This is a genomic window from Tateyamaria rhodophyticola, from assembly GCF_047777875.1.
Classification (GTDB): domain Bacteria; phylum Pseudomonadota; class Alphaproteobacteria; order Rhodobacterales; family Rhodobacteraceae; genus Tateyamaria.
The window spans coordinates 1530739-1551618 of the sequence record NZ_CP180519.1; the positions used below are offsets into that span (position 1 = coordinate 1530739).

20 protein-coding genes are annotated in these 20880 nt (G+C 61.9%); 5 read left to right on the forward strand and 15 right to left on the reverse strand.

Features of this window, described 5'->3' with window-relative positions:
* The 14 genes from ACERHN_RS09185 to ACERHN_RS09250 all read right to left on the reverse strand — a co-directional run bounded on the left by ACERHN_RS09185 (window position 1) and on the right by ACERHN_RS09250 (window position 15351).
* Entirely contained in the window at window positions 1-1542 is a 1542-nt protein-coding gene (locus tag ACERHN_RS09185; RefSeq protein ID WP_415922334.1) for a monovalent cation/H+ antiporter subunit D, read from the reverse strand.
* A complete protein-coding gene (locus tag ACERHN_RS09190) occupies window positions 1539-1898 on the reverse strand; it encodes a Na+/H+ antiporter subunit C (protein WP_415922335.1) in 360 nt (119 codons plus the stop codon). Before ACERHN_RS09190 ends, ACERHN_RS09185 begins: the two co-directional genes overlap by 4 nt.
* Window positions 1898-4753 (reverse strand): monovalent cation/H+ antiporter subunit A, encoded by a 2856-nt coding sequence (locus ACERHN_RS09195; RefSeq protein ID WP_415922336.1) that lies wholly within the window; start codon window positions 4751-4753, stop codon window positions 1898-1900. Before ACERHN_RS09195 ends, ACERHN_RS09190 begins: the two co-directional genes overlap by 1 nt.
* A 178-nt stretch (window positions 4754-4931) precedes the next feature.
* Window positions 4932-6278, reverse strand: coding sequence for a sigma-54-dependent transcriptional regulator (locus ACERHN_RS09200; protein WP_415922337.1), 1347 nt, complete (start codon window positions 6276-6278; stop codon window positions 4932-4934).
* A 4-nt stretch (window positions 6279-6282) separates the two neighbouring features.
* Complete coding sequence (locus ACERHN_RS09205; RefSeq protein WP_415922338.1) at window positions 6283-6408, reverse strand: hypothetical protein; 126 nt, start codon at window positions 6406-6408, stop codon at window positions 6283-6285.
* A gap of 2 nt (window positions 6409-6410) precedes the next feature.
* A complete protein-coding gene (locus tag ACERHN_RS09210) occupies window positions 6411-7694 on the reverse strand; it encodes a c-type cytochrome (RefSeq protein ID WP_415922339.1) in 1284 nt (427 codons plus the stop codon).
* Entirely contained in the window at window positions 7675-8865 is a 1191-nt protein-coding gene (locus tag ACERHN_RS09215) for a formate dehydrogenase subunit gamma (RefSeq protein WP_415922340.1), read from the reverse strand. Before ACERHN_RS09215 ends, ACERHN_RS09210 begins: the two co-directional genes overlap by 20 nt.
* 35 nt (window positions 8866-8900) lie before the next feature.
* Window positions 8901-9584: an FKBP-type peptidyl-prolyl cis-trans isomerase gene (locus ACERHN_RS09220; protein WP_415922341.1), complete on the reverse strand. Its 684-nt coding sequence runs from the start codon at window positions 9582-9584 to the stop codon at window positions 8901-8903.
* Window positions 9585-9767: 183 nt separating this feature from the next.
* Window positions 9768-10376, reverse strand: coding sequence for a formate dehydrogenase FDH3 subunit beta (gene fdh3B / locus ACERHN_RS09225; RefSeq protein WP_415922342.1), 609 nt, complete (start codon window positions 10374-10376; stop codon window positions 9768-9770).
* A 12-nt stretch (window positions 10377-10388) separates the two neighbouring features.
* The gene (locus ACERHN_RS09230) at window positions 10389-13286 is read right to left on the reverse strand and encodes a formate dehydrogenase subunit alpha (RefSeq protein WP_415922343.1); all 2898 of its coding nucleotides are present in this window, start codon (window positions 13284-13286) and stop codon (window positions 10389-10391) included.
* 145 nt (window positions 13287-13431) lie between these two features.
* On the reverse strand, window positions 13432-13620 hold the full coding sequence (locus ACERHN_RS09235; protein WP_415922344.1) for a twin-arginine translocation signal domain-containing protein: 189 nt from the start codon (window positions 13618-13620) through the stop codon (window positions 13432-13434).
* Window positions 13621-13673: 53 nt separating this feature from the next.
* Window positions 13674-14297, reverse strand: a complete 624-nt coding sequence (locus ACERHN_RS09240) for a TorD/DmsD family molecular chaperone (RefSeq protein WP_415922345.1) — start codon at window positions 14295-14297, stop codon at window positions 13674-13676.
* Window positions 14297-14821, reverse strand: coding sequence for a DUF3306 domain-containing protein (locus tag ACERHN_RS09245; RefSeq protein WP_415922346.1), 525 nt, complete (start codon window positions 14819-14821; stop codon window positions 14297-14299). The genes ACERHN_RS09240 and ACERHN_RS09245 overlap by 1 nt, the downstream gene beginning before the upstream one ends.
* The gene (locus ACERHN_RS09250) at window positions 14818-15351 is read right to left on the reverse strand and encodes a DUF3305 domain-containing protein (RefSeq protein WP_415922714.1); all 534 of its coding nucleotides are present in this window, start codon (window positions 15349-15351) and stop codon (window positions 14818-14820) included. The genes ACERHN_RS09245 and ACERHN_RS09250 overlap by 4 nt, the downstream gene beginning before the upstream one ends.
* A 361-nt stretch (window positions 15352-15712) precedes the next feature.
* Here ACERHN_RS09250 and ACERHN_RS09255 point away from each other — a divergent pair, with 361 nt between their 5' ends.
* A complete protein-coding gene (locus tag ACERHN_RS09255) occupies window positions 15713-17659 on the forward strand; it encodes a 4Fe-4S binding protein (protein ID WP_415922347.1) in 1947 nt (648 codons plus the stop codon).
* Here the strand turns inward: ACERHN_RS09255 and ACERHN_RS09260 are convergent.
* The gene (locus ACERHN_RS09260) at window positions 17653-18384 is read right to left on the reverse strand and encodes a hypothetical protein (protein WP_415922348.1); all 732 of its coding nucleotides are present in this window, start codon (window positions 18382-18384) and stop codon (window positions 17653-17655) included. The genes ACERHN_RS09255 and ACERHN_RS09260 overlap by 7 nt on opposite strands.
* A gap of 55 nt (window positions 18385-18439) precedes the next feature.
* On the opposite strand from ACERHN_RS09260, the gene ACERHN_RS09265 reads away from it, so the two are divergent.
* Genes ACERHN_RS09265 through ACERHN_RS09280 form a run of 4 tightly spaced genes read left to right on the forward strand, consistent with a single transcriptional unit; the run spans window position 18440 to window position 20879 of the window.
* Window positions 18440-18631, forward strand: a complete 192-nt coding sequence (locus ACERHN_RS09265; protein ID WP_415922349.1) for a DUF6494 family protein — start codon at window positions 18440-18442, stop codon at window positions 18629-18631.
* A gap of 3 nt (window positions 18632-18634) precedes the next feature.
* Window positions 18635-19690 (forward strand): Mrp/NBP35 family ATP-binding protein, encoded by a 1056-nt coding sequence (locus ACERHN_RS09270; RefSeq protein WP_415922350.1) that lies wholly within the window; start codon window positions 18635-18637, stop codon window positions 19688-19690.
* Window positions 19687-20397, forward strand: a complete 711-nt coding sequence (locus ACERHN_RS09275) for a DUF4444 domain-containing protein (protein ID WP_415922351.1) — start codon at window positions 19687-19689, stop codon at window positions 20395-20397. Before ACERHN_RS09270 ends, ACERHN_RS09275 begins: the two co-directional genes overlap by 4 nt.
* A complete protein-coding gene (locus tag ACERHN_RS09280) occupies window positions 20394-20879 on the forward strand; it encodes a DUF6505 family protein (protein ID WP_415922352.1) in 486 nt (161 codons plus the stop codon). The genes ACERHN_RS09275 and ACERHN_RS09280 overlap by 4 nt, the downstream gene beginning before the upstream one ends.
* Window position 20880 lies beyond the last annotated feature (1 nt).

Here is a 20880-nt window from a genome sequence, read left to right on the forward strand (position 1 = left end):
TTACTTCTCCTCCTTCGGTTTGCTCAGCTTACCAGGGGTTTCGACCACGGTCGCAATGTAAGCCTCGGGTGCGAACAACGTGGCCGCCATGCGTGTGGTGTACCCATGCACATGCCCGGCAAACACCGTGTGCGCGATCAGCATGGCAACCAACCCGCCCGCGGCAACGCTGGACAATATACCGGGTGCGGACCGGGGTTGACCCTCGTCCGCCGCTTCGACCCCGTGCGCCTTCCAAAAGACAACGCTGCCCGCGCGCGCAAACCCGAGAATGCTGATCAGGCTCGAAATCAGAACCACGGCCCAGATCCACGCAACCTGATCCGTGTCAAAACCGGCATCCAGCACCAGCAATTTGCCAAGGAACCCGGACAGCGGCGGCAGGCCCGCCATCGCAATCGCACCGACAAAAAACAGCCCCGACACCAGCGCCGTGCCTGCCATCGGCGCCTGCGCGGTCAGGTCCACCGACCCGCGCGCATTGCGCACCATGTCGGCAATCAGGAACAAGAGCGCACCTGCCAGTGTCGAATGGATGATATAATACAGCGCCGCAGCGATGCTTTCAGGTGTGAAAAGCGCGATGGACACCATGACCATGCCCATCGACCCGATAACCGAAAAGGCTACCAGCCGGTCCAGCTTTTTCGCGGCCAGCACGCCGACCATCCCGATGGCCAGCGACACAAGGGCCGCAGGCAACAGCCATTGGCCGTGCAAGCCCGCCGTCGCCTCAAGGTCAGGCGGGAACACCATCGTATAGACGCGGATGATCGCATAGGCGCCGATCTTGGTCATGATCGCAAACAGTGCTGCCACCGGCCCCGGCGCTTCGGCATAGCTGGACGGCAGCCAGAAGTGCAGCGGCACCAGCGCCGCCTTGATCGCGAACACCAAAAGCAGCAGCACCGCAGCAATGCGAATTCCGACGGTCTCTTCCGGGCTGATCTGTGTCACGCGCTGCGCAAGATCCGCCATATTCAGCGTGCCGGTCTCGGCATAGATCGCGCCAAGCGCAAACAGGAACAGCGTCGACCCGATCAGGTTGAACAGCACATATTGCACCCCCGCCTGCAGCCGCGCATTGCCGCCCGAATGGATCATCAGGCCATAGGACGCGATCAGCAGCACTTCGAAGAACACAAAGAGGTTGAACAGGTCCCCGGTCAGGAACGCACCCAGAATGCCCATCAGCTGGAACTGGAACAGAGGATGGAAATGCTTGCCCAGATTGTCGCAATTCGAACCGATCGCATAAAGCAGCACGAAGAGCGACAGGACTGCCGTCAGCAGCACCATCAGCGTGGACAGCTGATCGCCCACCAGCACGATGCCAAAAGGTGCGGCCCAATCCCCGAGCTGATAGAGCAGCACCGTGCCGTCACTGGTTTGCCAGGCAAGCGCTGCCGCCAGCACCACCTGTGCCATGACGCCAGAAACCGAAAACGCCCGCTGGATCGTGATATGGTAGCGTGCCGCCAGAACGATAAAAGGCGCCAACAGGGCGGGCAGGATGATGGGCGCAATCAGCCAATGGGTCATGGCCGTTCCTCCACCGGGTGACTGTCATGCTCATGTGGACCGTCATCCACATGATCATCGTCAGAGCCAAGGAACGCGCCCAGACCCACCATGACCACCACAGCCGTCATCCCGAACGAGATCACGATGGCCGTCAGCACAAGCGCCTGAGGCAACGGATCGGCATAGACATCCAAGTTGTCGCGCAGCACAGGCGGCGCGCCGATGGTCAAACGGCCAGAGGTGAACAGGAACACGTTCACCGCATAGGTCAGCAGAGAGATCCCGAGGATCACCGGGAAGGTGCGCAGGCGCAACAGCAGGTAAATGCCACCGGCGGTCATGACGCCGATGATGATGGCCACAAGCAATTCCATTATGTGGCCTCCTGTTCCGCTTCACGCGACGGATCAATATCCATCGGATGTTCGCTTTCGTCGTAGTGGGCCCGGCGCGCAAGGCGCGAGAAACTTTCGAGCGACAGCATCACGGCCCCGACCACGGCAAGGAAAACGCCAAGGTCAAAGAGCGCGGCCGTGGCCAGCTCGAATTCGTTGAAGGGCGGGATCCGCACATAGGTAAAGTCCGATGTCAGGAAGGGCTTGCTGACAAACCATGACCCGATCCCGGTGAACCCCGCGATCAGAACACCGGCACCGATCACCCCATGATAGGGGTAACGCAGGCGCGCAGAGGTCCAGGCGAAACCGCTCGCCATGTACTGCATCACCACGCCAATCGACACGACCAGGCCCGAGATGAACCCGCCGCCCGGTTCGTTATGTCCGCGCAGAAAGATGTAAAAGCCCACAAGGATCACCACCGGCAACAGGACCCGGGTCAGCACCACCATCATCATCGGATGCACATCGCCAGCCCGCGCCTGATCCAGTTCCCGGTTCAGCAGGCGCGCCCGCACCGGGCCGGACAGCAATGTCTCGGTCAGCGCATAGATCAGCAATGCGGCGATGCCCAAAACGATAATCTCGCCATAGGTGTCAAAGCCCCGGAAATCGACGAGGATCACGTTCACGACGTTTGTGCCGCCACCGCCCTTGTACGAATTGGCCAGATGGAATTCCGAAATTGGCGACACAACCGCGTCGCGCAGCATGTAGTGATAGGCCATGGCAAACGCGGCCAGACCGCCCACAATCGCAACACCCGCATCGCGGATACGGCGCAACACGGTGCTTTCCACCGGCGTGCGCTTGGGCAGGAAGTTCAGCGCCAGAAGCAGCAGGATGATCGTCACCACCTCAACCGTGAACTGGGTCATGGCAAGGTCGGGCGCGCTGAGCAGCACAAAACCGATGGAGACCATCAGACCGACAATCCCGATCAGGATCAGCGACAACAGGCGATTGCGGTGCAAAAGCACCATGCCCGCCACAGCCGCGATCAGCATGACGGCGCCACCCACATGGACAGGGCCCACCGGTTGCAAGTCGCGCGTCGGCGGCGCAATTGTACCCGTGCTCCAGGCATAGCCACCCGCGACGATGATCGTCGCCACACCGATCAGCGCATAGCGCGAGAATGCACCGTTGTGCAGGTTCAGGATCACGCCGCGCGCCACACGCGCCACGGCTTCGATCAAGCCTTCGAAAATCACCTTGGCTTCGGGGCGTGGGGTGTTGTCCCACGCGGCCAGCAGCGGCTTGAAGATCGCAAGCAGGATCAGACCACCCACGACGGCGGCAATGGACATGAACAGGGCAGGCACCAGACCGTGCCAGATCTTGAAATACGCCTTCGGCACCTCCGCCTCGCCACCCAGTACGGAAGCGGTGACCAGCTTGACAAACGGCTCCGCCAAGAACGGCGCCACACCAATCACAACGACCGGCACGATCAACAACGCGGGCGGTAGCCACAGACCCACGGGCGGGTCATGCGGCTTGGCCGGATAATCGTCGCGGACGGGGCCAAAGAACACATGACCAATCAGGCGGAAACAGTACGCGGCAGAAAACAGCGACCCAACGGTAGCCAAGATCGGCACAAGGTTCGGAATGCCAAAGAGCGTCGTATGCGTCGCCTCCTCCAGCATCATTTCCTTCGACAGGAAGCCGTTCAGGAACGGAATGCCTGCCATCGACAGCGCCGCCAACGTGGCAATGACAAAGGTGATCGGCATCAGCTTGCGCAACCCGCCCAGCCTTCGAATATCCCGTGTGTGCGCCTCGTGATCAATGATCCCGGCGGACATAAAGAGCGCGGCCTTGAACGTGGCGTGGTTCAGGATGTGGAACATCGCCGCCATCGCGCCAAAGGCCGTGCCCGTACCCAGCAGCATGGTGATCAGGCCCAGATGGCTGACGGTCGAGAATGCCAGCAGCGCCTTTAGATCGTGTTTGAAGAGCGCGATGATGGCCGCAAGCACCATTGTGATCAGACCAGCGGTCGTGACAATCGCAAACCACTCTGGCGTGCCTGCCAAAACGGGCCACATCCGCGCCATCAGGAAAATACCGGCCTTCACCATCGTGGCAGAGTGCAGGTAGGCCGACACCGGTGTGGGTGCTGCCATCGCGTGCGGCAGCCAGAAATGGAACGGGAACTGCGCCGATTTGGTGAAACAGCCCAGAAGGATCAACAGCAAAGCGGGCAGATAAAGCGGGCTTTCCTGGATCAGCTCGCGATTTTGCAGAATAACGCTGAGGTCATAGCTGCCGGCAATCTGGCCGAGGATGAGCATCCCGCCCACCATGGCAAGGCCACCCATGCCCGTCACGGTCAACGCCATCCGTGCACCTTGACGACCTTCGGGCAGGTGTTTCCAGAACCCGATGAGCAGGAAGGACGACAGCGATGTCAGTTCCCAGAAAATCAACAAAAGCAGGATATTATCCGACAGGACAATACCCACCATCGCGCCCTGGAACAGCAGCAAATAGGTGAAAAACTCACCCATATTGTCGTCACGGCTGAGGTAATTGCGGGCATAGGCGATGATCAACAGGCCAATGCCCAGGATCAGCAGTGCAAAGAAGAACCCAAGCCCGTCCAGCATCAGCGTCAGGTTCAGCCCCAGCTCGGGCATCCAAAGCACCCGCGCCTGCAAAACTTCGCCCGCCAGAACAGACGGAAGGTTGGTCAGCAGACCAAGAAATGCGGCCAATGTGACGGTGAACGTTACCCCCGCACAAGCGGCGCGACCCGCCGTGTACATGAGCCCCGGTAAAAGCGCGCCAAGAAAGGGTAAGGCGACGATAATAAAGAGGGACACGTGGACTCCTTGACGTGACGAGCGCTGCGATATGTTGCACATGAAAAGACAGGAAACGCAAAGCGATTGCGATGCGTTACCTGACTGTTTCACTCATCCGTCTAAATTGGTTTCGCTTCTGCAGAGTCAATAGCAGGCGCCATTTTGACTGCATTTTGGTGCACCTTGTCGCACCTCTTTACTCGGACCAGACCGCCATTTTTCGGTCGATGGTCTTGCGCGATACGCCCAACCGACGCGCCGCTTCGGCGCGGTTGCCGCCACAGAGATCCACCATCCGCAGGATGTGCCTTTGCACCACAAGATCGAGGTTCTCGATCGCTTGGGCGCCCGTGACGCTGCCACCGCCAGAAAATTCCTCGGGGAATGCGCCGAGGATCACGGACCGTTCAATCAGGTTGCGCAACTCGCGAACGTTGCCCGGCCATTCGTACCGACGCAGCTTGAGCAGCGTTTCTTCATCCAGATCCAGCGACGGCATCGCCAGCGATGCGGAAAACTGCTCCATGAAGTGCGCGGCCAGTTCGACGATATCATCCATCCGATCCTTGAGCGGCGGCATGTCGATCTTAACCACGTGGATCCGGTGATACAGGTCGGCGCGGAACCGGCCTGCGGCAACCGATGCCTCGATGTCGTCATTGGTGGCGAACAGGAACCGCACGTTCAGGGGGATTTCCCGTTCGGCCCCCACGGGCCGCACTTTCTTGTCCTCCAGCACGCGGAGCATGGCCGCCTGCACCGTTTCCGGCATCTGCGCGATCTCATCCAGCAGCAGCGTACCCCCATCGGCCAACAGCAGCAGCCCCGGCTTCAGCCGGTCCTCTGCCTCCACCACACCGAACAGTTCTTCGGCGAAACGATCCGGTTGGATCGTGGCACAATTGACGGGAACAAAGGGCGCATCGGCGCGATCCGACAGGTCGTGCAGGTGACGCGCGGCCATCTCCTTGCCGGTCCCGCTGGCCCCAGTGAACAGAACCGGCGTCGGCAACGGGGCGAGCCGCGCCAGCATGTCGCGCACGTTTTCGGTTGGCTCCGAGGTGCCCAGCAACTTGCCCCGACCGTTGCCCGACGAAAGCTCCCGCCGCAGCAACGTATTGTCGCGTTGCAGGTACTTGCGGTCCAATGTGCGGGCCACAGCGCTCAGGATTTGATTGGCCCGGAACGGTTTCAACACAAAATCGCTGACCCCCGCCCGCAATGCGGCAATCGCCGTTTCCAGATCGGCATAGGCGGTGATCAGGATCGCATCGGCAAAAAAGCCCTTACGCTTCTGCTCGGTCAACCAATCAAGACCGGTGCCGCCGGGCATCAAGTTGTCGATGATCACCAGATCATACTGCCCTTCGTCCAGCGCCTTGGTCGCCTGAGCCGGAGAAGACACCGCTTCGACATAGGCCACGCGCGGCTCCAGTGTCTTGGTCAGGAAGTGACGCATGCCCGGTTCATCGTCGATCACGAGAACCTTCGCACCGGCCAGCGACTTGCCATAGATGTCCGGAGTGGAGCGCGGCGCGTTCATCGGATCAATCAAGCCTCACGGCATCACCGGAATGCACCGCATCCGAAGAAAAGCCCGCCTCTTGCAGAACGAAATACGACCCCACCGAAATGGCGATCATCGCGACAAATCCCATCAACATCGCTTTCATGTTCACTCCTCCATGGTGGCTGCGCGCAGGAACGCGATCAGGTCGGCGCGGTCCTGCGGCGCCGCGATCACCTGCATCGGCATCTTTGAGCCCGGAATGTAGTGGTCTGGGCCTTCGTCAAACAGCGCATCAATCGTATCGTCATTCCACACAATGTCCGATCCATCGAGGATTGACGAGTAGCGATACCCCTCTATGACCCCGGCCCTGCGCCCGAACAGACCGTGCAGTGTCGGCCCCGCCTTGCGCGATGGTCCGTCATCAAGGCTGTGGCAGATCGAACATTTCCGCATGAACTGCCGTTCGCCGTTGGGCATCGTGTCGGCGTCCCGCAAAAAGCTGCGCGTCTCACCGCCCGCCGGATCATATGTATCCAACAGCGCCACGGGCCAGGCATAGATCACATCATCTATCCCACCTGCATGAATGACCGTGCCGTCGCTGGAAAATGCCAGCGCCCATACCGGCCCCTGCCGCATCGCGCGAAAGTCGCGGTCGATGCGCCAGTTTTCGGTGTCCACCATCATGATGTACCCCTCGCCATCCCCTATGGCGAGTTGCCCGGACGGTGCATGGAAATCCATCGCAAGGATAGGACGACGGTCGAGGGTAAAATCCGCAATCTCCTCACCCGTCTCGCGGTCAATCACCCGCGTCGCACCGTCGACCGCGCCATAGGCCAGCCAAATGTCGTGCACGATGATCCGATTGATGCCGAACCCCTGGTCGGCAATGACACGAGAGCTCTGCCCCTCCCAAACGCGCACCGTCCCGTCCGAGGACGCGGAATAGAGAGTACCCGTGTCGGCATATGCCACGTCTGTCACATTGGACCGATGGTCTATCAGGTCACCGCCGATCTTGGCGGAGGGCGCTGCATCCTTCGAAAAAAGGCTCATCATGCGGATGGAGCCATCCCAACTGGCGATCGCGATACCCGTTTGATCGGGCGCGATGGCGATCCGGCTCACCTTGCCCTTCATCCGCGTCAGTTCGACCGGTGCCGCCTGATCCGGCTGCCACATCAGCACGCGGAAATCATCGCCGCCTGACAGGATCCACGCGCCGTTATGGGTGACTGTGGTCACTGCCGCGTCATGGCCGTCAAGCCAGCGTGGCCCGGGCCACAGGCCCACCGCGTTGTCAAAACTGCCCGAGGCCAGCGCGCCATCCGGCGACACGTCCAGTGTCATGATCGGGCCGCCGTGCCCCTTGTGGGTCGCGAACTCCTGCGCCGCTGCGGGCAACGCAAGGCACAGGAAAAAGCTACTCAGCAGGTGTCGCATCGCGTGTAGCTGCCTTGCCCTTGGCCTCCAGCTCTTCCAGCCAGAGCGAATGGTGCTGGCGCGCCCACGCCTCGTCCACTTCGCCCGACCCCATCGCGTCATAGGCGCCTTCCATGCCCACCGACCCGATGTAGATGTGCGCGATGATGATCGCCATCAGCACGAATGCGACGATGGCATGCCACGCTTGCGCGTACTGCATCTCTTCGTGCGGGGCCATGGCGACGGGGAGTTGCCCATAGATTGGCAAACTGTCGATCCCGACGCTCCTAAGGAAATCGAAGGTCTTCATGAACATCGGGAATTCGAACGGGAACAACAGCGATATGCCGGACAAAGAAATGGACCCGCCCAAAACGATCACCGACCAAAAGATGATCTTTTGACCACCGTTGAACTTCTTGGCGGGCGGGTGCTTTGACCCGATGATGCCACCGGCCTGCGCGAACCAGGTTATGTCCGTGCGGTTGGGAATATTGTGCCACACCCACAGGCAGAACACCGCGATCAGCGCCACGATAAACGCCCATGCCACGTTGTTGTGGATGTATTTCGATGCGATCAGAAGCGTCGAATTGAACTCCTTGGAGATGTACGGCGCGATGAACATGCGCCCGAACAGGGTCAAAAGCCCGGTCAAACCGAGCAGGATGAACGACCCCGCCAGAAGCCAGTGCGCCGCACGCTCAAAGGTCTTGAACCGCGTCACGGTGCGCCCGGTCTTTTCGTGATCAAGTCTCACCCGCCCGCGCAGGACAAAGAACACCGCAAGCAATGCGATGGTGCCCAGCAGCAGATAGCCGCCATAGGTGGCAAGCGGCCCCTTGCGGAACGCAAGCCACGACATCCCGCCATCCTGCATCAGGACGGAGGCAACCTCGCCCCCCGACGACACGGTTATGTCTGCCGATCCATAGCGCAGCGCGCGCCACAGCTCGGGATCGGAAGCACCCCCGAGCGTGCCGAGCTGTCCCGACAATTCCTGTGCCGCACCCGATGCATCGCCCGTCCGGGGTGCCACCTCTTCGCCGCGCTGACGGGCAAGAATGTCTTCGAGCGTTTGCGCGCCGCCTGTGGCGGACCGGTCAATCGCCTCTTGCGCCTGCACATGCTGCCCCGTCGCGGGCAAAAGCCCGAGGCACAGAACCAGGATCAGGAACGCTGTTCGCATGTCATATCACTCCGTTGGCCGCAGCAGACGCGGCGTTATCCGTCGACACTGATCAACTCGATGGTGAAATTCAGCACTTCGTTCGGGCCGATGCTGTTGCCCGCACCGTTTGCGCCATAGGCGATCGCGGACGGGATCCAGACCTCCCACGTGGCGCCGGGCTGCATCAGTTGCAGCACCTCCTGCCACCCGACAATCACACCGCCGACCGGAAAGGACGCCGGTTCGCCACGGGCGATGGAACTGTCGAAGACGTCACCACTCAGCAGCCGCCCTTCGTAATGGACGGTCACGGTTTGATCGGCTGTCGGGCTTTCGCCGCTGCCGGCCTCGACCACCTGGTACTGCAAGCCGCTGTCGGTGGTCGTGACGCCCTCACGCGCTCCGTTTTCCGCCAGAAACGCGGCGTTGTCCGCCAGCTTCGTTGCCGCAGCCTCCGCCCGTTCCGCCGCTGCACGTTCCTGCAGGCGCTGTTGCAACACGGCAAAGCTGGCGGCGAGGTCTTCTTCGCTCACCTGCGCGTCTGCATCCGTCAGACCATCCGCGACACCGGCCATGAAGGCATCCAAATCAAACGCTTCCCATCCCTGTTCCCGCACGGTCGCGCCATTGCGAAGGCCAAAGCCATAGCTTGCTTGCGCGTCCGGGGTGTCGAGCGCCGGTGCATCCTGCGCCAGAACCGGCTGGGACAGCATCGCGGCTGTCATCACAGCGATCATGGGAGAAATTCGTGTCATCATCGTCCTTTCAACACATGCGACCGGCCCGCCTCTGGGCGCATGGAAGGCAGAGCGGTCCGAACCGCCCCGGTATATCTGTATGAAGCGGCTCGGGCGGTCTTGCCACCGCCCGAGCCAAAGTGACCACCGGCCAGCGCACATTGCGGCCGGTGGTTTCCTCAATCAGCCGTCCTGATTGCCGTAGGCAGAGCCCCAGCCCCACGCGCCCGAGCCAAAGCCGCGCGCCACGACGCGTTCGCGGTAGATCGCGGACACAACGTCGCCGTCCCCGGCGAGCAGCGCCTTGGTCGAACACATCTCGGCGCAGATGGGCAGCTTGCCTTCCGCGATCCGGTTGCGCCCGTACTTTGCGAACTCGGCGGTGGAATGGGTTTCCTCGGGGCCACCGGCGCAGAACGTACATTTGTCCATCTTGCCGCGGCTGCCAAAGTTGCCGGCCTGCGGGAATTGCGGCGCGCCAAAGGGGCACGCGTAGAAGCAATAACCACACCCGATGCAGAGGTCCTTGGAGTGGAGCACCACCCCTTCCTCGTTCTGGTAAAAGCAGTCTGTCGGGCAGACCGCCATACAAGGTGCATCAGAACAGTGCATGCAGGCCACAGAGATCGACCGTTCACCGGGATCACCATCATTGATGGTGACCACGCGGCGGCGGTTGATGCCCCAGGGCACTTCATGCTCGTTCTTACAGGCCGTAACGCAGGCGTTGCATTCAATGCAGCGCTCGGCGTCGCACAGGAACTTGGCTCTCGCCTGTCCTCCTAATGCCATGTCGTTTCCTCCTTACGCTGTCCAGATTTTGCAGAGAGTCGCTTTGGTCTCCTGCATCTGGGTTACACTGTCATAGCCATAGGTCTGGGCCGTATTGGTGCTTTCGCCCAACACATACGGATCGGCACCCTCGGGATATTTCGAGCGTTGATCCTCTCCCTGGAAATGACCGCCAAAGTGGAAGGGCATGAAGGCCACGCCTGTCCCCACCCGGTTGGTGACCATCGCCATTACCTTGACCTTGCCGCCTTCGGGCCCTTCGACCCAGACCTGGCTGCCGTCCCGAATGCCAAGGTTGTTGGCATCACGCGGGTTGATCTCGACAAACATGTCCTGCTGCAGTTCGGCCAGCCACGGGTTTGACCGGGTTTCGTCCCCGCCGCCCTCATACTCGACCAGACGGCCAGAGGTGAGGATGATCGGGTAGTCCTTCGAAAAGTCCTGCTTCTGGATCGATGCGTACATCGTCGGCAGGCGATAGAACTTCCGGTCTTCGTAGGTTGGGTAATCCGCCACAAGGTCCCTGCGGTTCGTATACAGGGGTTCGCGGTGGACAGGCACCGGATCGGGGAAGGTCCACACGACCGCGCGGGCCTTGGCGTTCCCGAAGGGCGCACAGCCATGCTTGATCGCGACCCGCTGGATGCCGCCCGACAGGTCGGTTTTCCAGTTGGTGTTTGGTCCCGCAACCGCATCAATCGCGGCGCGTTCCTCGTCCGTGAGATCACCGTCCCATCCAAGGTCCATCAGCATCTGCATCGTAAATTCGGGATATCCATCCTGAATTTCCGACCCAACGCTATAGACCCCTTCGGCCAGCAGGTTGTCACCGTCCCGTTCCACGCCAAAGCGCGCGCGGAAGGTGAGACCACCTTCGGCCACAGGCTTGGACATGTCATAGAGGTTCGGCGTGCCCGGGTGGTTCATCTCGGGCGTGCCCCAGCTGGGCCATGGCAGACCGTAGTAATCGCCATCTGCGGGGCCACCAATGGCCTGCAACGTGGTGCGATCAAACGTGTGCTGGTTCTCCATGTGCTTCTTGATTCGCTCGGGGCTCTGACCGGTATAGCCGACCGTCCACATGCCGCGATTGATCTCGCGCAGCGTGTCTTCGGGGTTGGGCGTCAGGCCGTCTTCTTCCAACGCGATGTTGCGGAACATGCGATCATGGAACCCGAACTTCTGCGCGAACAAGGCGATGATCTCGTGATCAGGCTTTGATTCAAACAGTGGGTCGATGACCTTTTCGCGCCACTGGATCGACCGGTTCGAGGCTGTGACCGAGCCGCGCGTTTCGAACTGTGTCGAAGCGGGCAGCAGATACACCCCATCGGTGCGGTCATGCAGCACGGCAGACACGGTCGGGAAGGGATCGATTACGACCAGCATGTCCAGCTGTTCCATCGCCTTCTTCATTTCGACCATGCGGGTCTGCGAGTTGGGCGCGTGGCCCCACAGCACCATGGCGCGGACCTTGCTGGGCTGATCCGTGTTCTCCGGATCCTCCAGCACACCGTCAATCCAGCGCGACACCGGAATACCGGTGAGGTTCTGCAGCGACTTTTCTTTGCCATCCGCACCGGTGGTCTTGGCGAATTGCCCCGCCAGCCATTCGGAATCTTCACCCCAAACGCGACCCCAGTGGCCCCATGCGCCAGCCGACAGACCGTAGTAGCCGGGCAGCGTGTGGGACAGAACGCCAAGGTCCGTGGCCCCCTGCACGTTGTCGTGGCCGCGGAAGATGTTTGTACCGCCGCCCGACGTGCCCATGTTGCCAAGGGCAAGTTGCAGGATGCAGTAGGCGCGGGTGTTGTTGTTGCCGTTGGTGTGCTGCGTGCCACCCATGCACCAGATGACGGTGCCGGGGCGGTTGTTGGCCAGCGTCCGCGCCACGCGCTTCAGTTGGCTTCCGGGTGCACCCGTGACACGCTCGACTTCCTCGGGCGTCCACTTGGCCACTTCTTCCTTGATCTGGTCCATGCCCCAGACACGGGTGCGGATGAATTCCTGATCCTCCCACCCGTTGTCGAAGATGTGCCAGAGGATACCCCAGACCAGCGCCACGTCCGAACCCGGACGGAACCGGACATATTCATCCGCATGCGCAGCCGTGCGGGTAAAGCGCGGGTCACACACGATGACGGGGGCGTTGTTCTGTTCCTTGGCGCGCAAGAGGTGCAGCAGGGACACGGGATGCGCCTCCGCCGGGTTGCCACCAATGATAAAGATCGCCTTGGAGTTATGGATGTCGTTGTAGCTGTTGGTCATGGCGCCGTAGCCCCATGTGTTCGCAACACCCGCAACAGTGGTCGAGTGACAGATCCGCGCCTGGTGATCCACGTTGTTCGTGCCCCAATAGGCCGCGAACTTGCGGAACAGGTACGCCTGTTCGTTATTGTGCTTGGCCGATCCCAGCCAATAGACGCTGTCCGGGCCGCTTTCCTCGCGGATGTTCATCATGCCGCCGCCGATCTCGTCGATGGCTTGCTCCCAGCTGATGCGCTTCCACTCACCACCCTCTTTCTTCATCGGGTACTTGAGGCGGCGCTCGCCATGGGCGTGCTCACGAACGGCAGCGCCCTTGGCGCAATGGGCGCCGAGGTTGAACGGGCTGTCCCAGCCGGGCTCCTGACCCGTCCAGACACCGTCCTGCACCTCGGCCACGACCGTACAGCCGACCGAGCAGTGCGTGCACACTGTTTTCTTCAAATCCACTTTGCCCGCTGCCGCCGTGGCAGCGTTGGCCTGGGTGACGGTTCCGCCCGTGGCGGCAATGGCCGACAGGCCCCCAATCACCAGTCCCGATCCGCGCAGAAACGCGCGCCGGTCTACCGAAGCGTTTGCGGCTTCGGTCAGGATACTTGTCCGCTGGGGGCGTCTCGCAACCCCGTTGGTCTTTTTCCTAAGCATTATGCTTCCTCCTTGCTTGCTGCCCCTTACCGGGCGGCTCGCTTGGTCTCGTTTGGTTTGCAGCAGTCGGGCGTCACGCAACCAGTCGCTGTTCACCTACCCCGTCCGGGCTTATTCCCGGGCGCGGCCCTCCCTTGGTCAGCCCTTAGAACCGGGCGCTGTCGAAATACGCGCGCGTGTGCGCAGTATCCTGCATGGTCTCTTTGCTCAGGTCCGGCTCTGCCGCCGCCTGCGCCTGACCACCGGCTGCAACGGCCACCGCGGCTGCGGGGGCGGCTGTGCCTGCCAGCTTCAGAAAGTCGCGGCGCGATGCACCGTCTTCTGATCTGCTCATGCGATCGTCTCCTCTCGCTGTTTTGGGCAGGTCACCCCACCCGTTCTGACGCCTCACTCGGCGCCGCTCATCCGGAAGGCTTCCGCCTCCACGGCCATGAAAATCTTGCCCGCCGTCCCGACCGGCGAATAGAAAACGGACGTCTTCGCCTCTTCCAGATCGGTAAAGAAGTGCCCGGCCCACGGGCCGATATGCTTGTTGAAGAATGTCTTTTGCGCGGTGATGTCAGCGGGCGTGCCAAAGCGACCCACGATCATCGCACCCATCATTTCCATCAGGCTGGCAATGCTGTCTTCGGGCTCAAACACTGTCTCCGACCGCTGCATCCCCTTCGCAGCCATGTCCTGGCGCAACGTCGCCAGCGGCTTTTCGTTCAGGAACCCGGTCAGGTAATAGCTGGCAAAGGGCAAAAGCTCGCCCCGGCCCAGACCGATGAACAGCTTGTTGAACTCGGACTCTGCCGCCTTGGGCTTTGTCACCTTGGCGAGCTTGGACAATGTGCCAATGGCCTGCCCCAGCTCCGTCTCATCCCCTGACAAACCGGCGGTCTGCGCCAACAGCATCTCGTCTGGCGGTCCGGCCAGCAGCGCGCCCAGAAAGTTGTAAAGATCGGCGCGGGCGCGATCCATGTCTGCGATTTGGATGTCTTCGGCGGCTGTCACGGTTTTGTCTTCCATTATGCTGTATCAAACGCGAACCGCATCCGACGCTGCGGCATGGCAGGCGCTTCGGCTTCGGGCTCTGGCAAAGGGGCGGGTTCGGCGGCTGCGATCAGCGGCGCCTGTTCTTCTTCGATCTCTTCGGCTGGGACCTCGTCGATCTCTTCCTCTTCGTCCTCAAGGAAGGCCGTCACCATGCCTTTGCCAACCTGATAAACGGTCTGCATATTCTCGATGACAGTGGCCGCGTCGGTGTAATCCTCGCCGTAATCCACCAACCCATCCAGATTGGCGAGCATCGGGTTCAACCGCCACAAGCGGCGCAGCGCGCGGGTTTTCAGCCGTTGCGGCAGTTCCGCCTTCAGGAAATCACGCACCGCGTCGGGGCTGTCCAGCGCTTCGGGTTCGGGCAGGTTCAGCTCTGCCAGAATCTCGTCATCTGGCCGCTCGGCCAGTTCCGCCTCGGCCACACGGGCTTCCAGCACCTGCTCCTCGGCTTCAACCCCGGCGCGCCGCCGGGACCAGAAATCACGCCCGCTCAATGCACCCGCCTCCGCTGCCGCGCAGGGGACGCATAGATATCCGCAGCCGAAGAAATGCGCGGATCGCCGATACCGTCCTCGCGCAGGTCGGTGCGCTTCTTGTCACGCTTGCGCTTGATGAACACCTCATCCTCGTGGAAATCGGTGACAAAACCCTGCACCCACGCCATCAGGCCCGCGGGCATCGGCACCTTCTCCACGATCTCTTCGCCGCTGTCGGTGTAATCCTGCGCCTCATAGGGTGACGCGGTCACCAGCAACATCTCAAGCGGCTGATCTCCGGAACATTCGCGCATCACGACGTAGATGCTTGGCACCTCCGCCGACAGGCCATGCAGATACGCCTCCGTTTCCGCCCCGTGCAGATCCAGCGGGAGGGTCGCGGCGTGGTATTCCACCGCCTCGCCTTCCCGGCGCAACTCTTGCCAATCGGCAGGTCCGGCCCCGGGCAAAACAGCCACAGCTTTCCAGGAATAGGAGGCCCAGCGGGTCACACCAGGCAGCCGCCGCAAAACGACGCCCAAAGGCATGGTTTGGTACTGGTCGGGGTTTCGGATCACCCTAGGTCCTCCCTGCCGGTTATCAAACTGCCAAAATTTTCATCCTCAAAGTGGCTTGTCGGAGAAATGTCAGTTTGCGTGAACCCAAAGGCAGTTTGGCCAGCCTGTCTGACGGCCCGCGGTTCAGAAGGACGAATTGTCCATCACGACTGTTTCACTCGGGAATACCGCCGCATACCGAAACGCGAATCACCAACGTCGAATCGAGGCGTCTCGCGCCCCTGCCCTGACCGGAAAACGGTTTGTGAAGTGCAACGAATCATGTCTAGGCTGACGCAAATACACGGGCGAACGGGGGCAAAAACAGGCCCCTGGTTTGGGGGAGGCGAACGTGGTCAAGTCATTGATAACATGCGATTGTTTGGGCACTCAAACCATCGATGCCAAAGGACTGTCCAAGGCCACCGGGCTCGACGTCCACGCGCCCTGCTCGGCCCTCTGCACCACCCAACTCGCCCAGGCCGAAGCGGCCCTTGCCGACCCCGACGCCGTTTTTTGCTGCACCCAGGAAGCACGGGTATTTGAGGAGGTGGCAGAGGGTCTGAACCGCCCCGCACCCCCCACCCTGGACCTGCGCGACCGCGCGGGGTGGAGCGATGATACCGTCCCAAAACTGCCCAAAATGTCCGCACTCATTGCGGACGCGATGCTGCCCGCAGAGCCCGAAAAGACCCTCGATGTGGTCAGCGAAGGGCTGTGCCTCATCCTCGGGCCAGCCGCCGTGGCGCTGGATGCCGCCGAACAACTCAAGGATCATCTGGGCGTGACCGTGCTGCTGTCGGACTCCGCCGACATCCCCGACACGCGCGCCTATGACGTCGTGGTGGGCAAACTGCGCCGCGCCTCGGGCGCCTTTGCGCAGTTCGAAGTGGTGATCGACGCGCTGCAACAGATCGAACCGGGCGGGCGCGGGGCCTTTACCCTGACCGCCCCGCAGGACGGCGCACGCTCGCACTGCGACATCATCCTCGATTTGCGCGGCGACACGCCCCTGTTTCCCGCGCACGAAAAACGCGACGGCTATCTGCGCGCCGAGCCGGGGCACGCGCCCGGTGTCGCCGCCGCCATCCTCGCCGCCTCGCACCTCACCGGAACGTTTGAAAAGACGCTTTACGTCAAAACCGCCCCCCTGCTCTGCGCCCATTCTCGGGCCGAGCAAACGGGCTGCACCAACTGCCTGGACCTCTGCCCCACCGGCGCCATCACATCCGCTGGCGAACATGTCGCCATCGACCCCATGATCTGCGCAGGCTGCGGCGCGTGCTCTGCCGCCTGCCCGTCGGGCGCCATCACTTACGACGCGCCGCCCGTGGATTTGACCATGCGCCGGGTCCAGACCATGGCCAAAGCGTTCCTCGACGCTGGCGGCACCGCCCCGCGCCTGCTGGTCCATGACAGCCACGGGGCCGAGATGGTCCGCCTGTCGGCCCGCCACGGTCGCGGCCTGCCCGCCGACGTGATCCCGCTTGAGATGTCCGCCATCGGCGCGTTCGGCCATGCCGAAGCCATCGCCGCCCTCGCCGCCGGGTTCGCAAACGTGACAATCCTGCCCGGACCAACCGCAGATATGCCCGCGTTAGAGACGCAAATCGCACTCACAAACGCGATCGCAGGCACAGACAAAGCCACCCTGCTCGACACGCCAGATCCCGAGGCGATGAGCGATGCACTTTACGACGCGCAGGCCCCCGCCCCCGTCGCGACCCCCGTCCGGCCCATGGGCACCCGCCGCCAGATCACTAGGCAGGCGGCCAAGGCCCTGCACCCCGACAGCGACAGCATCGCGCTGCCGGATGGCGCGCCTTACGGCGCTGTGCTGGTCAACACCGACGCCTGCACGCTGTGCCTGTCCTGCGTGTCGCTCTGCCCCTCCGGCGCGCTCGGGGACAACTCGGACAAACCGCAGCTCAGGTTCCAGGAAGACGCCTGCCTGCAATGCGGCCTCTGCGCCAACATCTGCCCCGAGGACGCAATCAGCTATGAGCCGCGCTTGAACCTCACCGACGCAGCCCTCACTCAAACCATCCTGAATGAGGAAGAGCCGTTTCCCTGCATCGAATGCGGATCGCTCTTCGGCTCCAAATCCGCCATCGACCGGATCACCGACAAGCTCAAGGATCACGCGATGTTCTCGGGCGACAAGCTGCGGATGATCCAAATGTGCGACAATTGCCGCGTCACCGCACAGTTCCACGCAGACGACAACCCGTTCCAGGGCGGCGAACGCCCGCGCGTGCGCACGACCGACGACTACCTGTCAAAGCGGCGCGATCACTGATGTTCCAGCGGTTTGCCCAGATCAGCGGGGGCCAATGCGGCCACGTAAGCGAGGATCGCCTCCAGATCATCGAGCGTCAGTTCGATGGGCGCGATGGGCGACGGGCGGTCAATCGGGAAGGGATCGGTCACGCCCTCAATCTGGGTAAAGGCCGCATGCGGTTTCAGGAAATAGAAGCCCGCGAACCGCGCCTGCCAATCTTCAAACCCGCGCATCACGAAAAAGCTGGGGGTAGAGCCGATGCCAAAGCCGCCCCTGCCCCGCTCGGTCACGTGACAGCGCCCGCATTTGGCCCAGGACGCCTCTTGGCCCAGCACCGCATCGCCGGTCATCTCAACCTCGGCCACGACAGCCTTTTGCGCTTTCGGCTCGGTAAAGATCGGGTCGCCCTCGGGCGCAAAGCTTTGCACCGTGCGTCGGCCCACGTCCGAGGTCAGCCAGTCGGCAAACCGCTGCGCGCCCTTGCCATCGCTGCGCAGATCCATGTGCCAGACCGCACCCAAGCCAGAAAACAGCGCGCGGCCATCGGGGCCAAGCACCAGTTCCGCCGCGGCGGGATCGTCCACAATTTCGACCCTAACTTGGGTCTTCAGCGAAAAGCGCGGCGCGATGTGCTTGATCAGCCCGCTTTCGACCAAGGCAGGCGGGGCATAGAACACCACCCGCTTGTCATCGGCCATTGCCAAACCCGGCAACAGCGCCAAGATCACTACAAGAAATCGCATGGGACCAGCGTAAAACGCGCCCACGCGATCCGTCAACGATAGGGAGAGACCGCCAATGAGCGACGATTTCAACATGTCCATGCGCAAGTTCCTGAAGCAGGTCGGCGTGACCTCGCAACAGGCAATCGAAGAGGCGATGCGTGGCGCCGACACCGGTGGCAAGACCTTTGCGGTGAAAGCGGTCGTGACCATCGAAGCGCTCGACATGACCCACGAGGTCACGGGCGAGATCAAGGGACAGGACTGACGCGTGAGCAGAGAACAGGTTCTTGAGATCCTCAAGGGGATCGACGCGCCCGGCGGCGATATCGTGTCTTCGGGCGTGATGCGCGCGCTGAACGTGGATGGCGGCACGGTGCGGTTCGTGATGGAGATCAACCCCGCGCAGGCCGCCGCCTATGAGAGCGTGAAGGCCAAGGCAGAGGCCGCCATTGGCGCGCTCAACGGGATCGAAAGTGTGGCGATTGTGCTGACCGGTCATACCGAAAAAGCGCCGCCCCCGGACCTGAAACCGCAACGTCCCGCCGAACCCAAGGGCCCGCAAAAAGTGCCCGGCATCGACCGGATCCTCGCCGTGGCCTCGGGCAAGGGCGGCGTGGGCAAATCCACCGTCTCCGCCAACCTCGCCTGCGCATTGGCGCAACAGGGGCGGCGCGTGGGTCTGCTGGATGCTGATGTCTATGGGCCAAGCCAACCGCGCATGCTGGGCGTGTCCGGGCGGCCCGCCTCCCCCGATGGCAAGACGATCCTGCCCATGCGCAACCACGGCGTCACAATGATGTCCATCGGCCTGATGATGAACGACGATCAGGCGGTGGTCTGGCGCGGACCGATGCTGATGGGTGCGCTGCAACAGATGATGAGCCAGGTGCAATGGGGCGCGCTTGATGTATTGATCGTCGACCTGCCTCCCGGCACAGGCGATGTGCAGATGACGCTGGCGCAAAAATTCATGGTGGATGGGGCCGTTATCGTCTCTACACCGCAGGATGTGGCCCTGATTGATGCGCGCAAGGGCGTCGACATGTTCCAGCAACTCAAGGTCCCCATCGTCGGCATGATCGAGAATATGAGCACGCATATCTGCTCCAATTGCGGGCACGAAGAGCACGTGTTCGGCCATGGCGGCGTCAAGTCGGAGGCCGAAAAGCTGGGCGTGCCACTGTTGGCCGAGGTGCCGCTCGATCTGCAGATCCGCCTTGCCGCCGACGGTGGCGCGCCCATCACGGTCAGCCAACCCGACAGCAAACAGGCCAAGGCGTTTCAGGACGTTGCCGCCACGCTGATCAAAGAGGGTGTCGCATGAGCGACGTGGCAGAGGTCACTTTCCCGCCCCTGATGTGGGGCGAGGAAGCGCCGGACAGCGCTTTTGATCACGCCGTGATGCGGGCGACGCTGGGCTGTGACGCGGGCCTCATTTCCTATAAATTGGGGGCGGCGGAAATGCAGGCGGCGCTTGTCTTTGCCCCCGAAGTATCCTTGCGCAAGGCCATAGCCATGTTGCCTCTGTGCGGCGTCGGCTTTCAAAACGCGCTTGGCGCGCTGGCCCCGCCGGAGGTTGCGGTGCATCTGGACTGGTACGGCGGCATCCGCGTGAACGGCGCGCGCTGCGGCGGGTTCCGCGCGCTGGCCTCTGGACCAGACCCTGAAGCTGTGCCCGACTGGCTGGTCATCGGGTTTACGCTGCCACTTGTTCCGCCGTCTGATGACACGGGCCTGACACCGGACGATACCGCGCTTTTTGCCGAAGGATGCGCCGAGGTATCGCCGCCGACATTGCTGGAAGCCTGGGCACGGCACACTCTGAACTGGCTGAACCGTTGGGAAGATGAAGGTACGGAAGCACTGCATGCAGAATGGCGTGCACTGGCCTTTGGAATAGGCGAAGAGGCGCGAAATCAGTCCCTACGCGGGACATTCCTGGGTGTTGACGAGGATTTTGGCATGCTGTTGCGCGATGACCAGACAACGCATCTGATCCCGCTGACGACCGTGTTGGAGGCACAGACATGAAACTCGCCCGCGCGATCCATTTCGATGAAAGCGACATGAATGTTTTTGCCTCGCCTGCCCGAACGGGCGAGTGGTGCATCTCGGGTGGGTTCGAATTTTCGAACTGGGGCGAAGGCGACCTGATTGGCAAGGCACGGCAAGCTTTTGCCAATGGTTGGTTCGGGTTGGAGACCGGCGGGCGCGTGACTTTTGTCGCAGTCACGCAACTGGAAAGCGCCGAGTTAGAGACATTGACTGACCTTTTGGCGCAGCACTTCGTCACCTACTACGGCGCGCCATCTACTGACGCCGCGCGCCCGGTTGCGTCGGAGGAATTGGCGCAGATGGTGGCGCTGTGTGACGATCATGATGCCAACACGCTTTTGACCGTATCCCGGGAATTGACCGATGCGGGCGTGCGTGAGGCGTATCGGACAATCGCGCCCCAGGACGCCGGACTGGATCAGTTTGCGATTCACGGGGATATGGATCAGGGATCCTGAT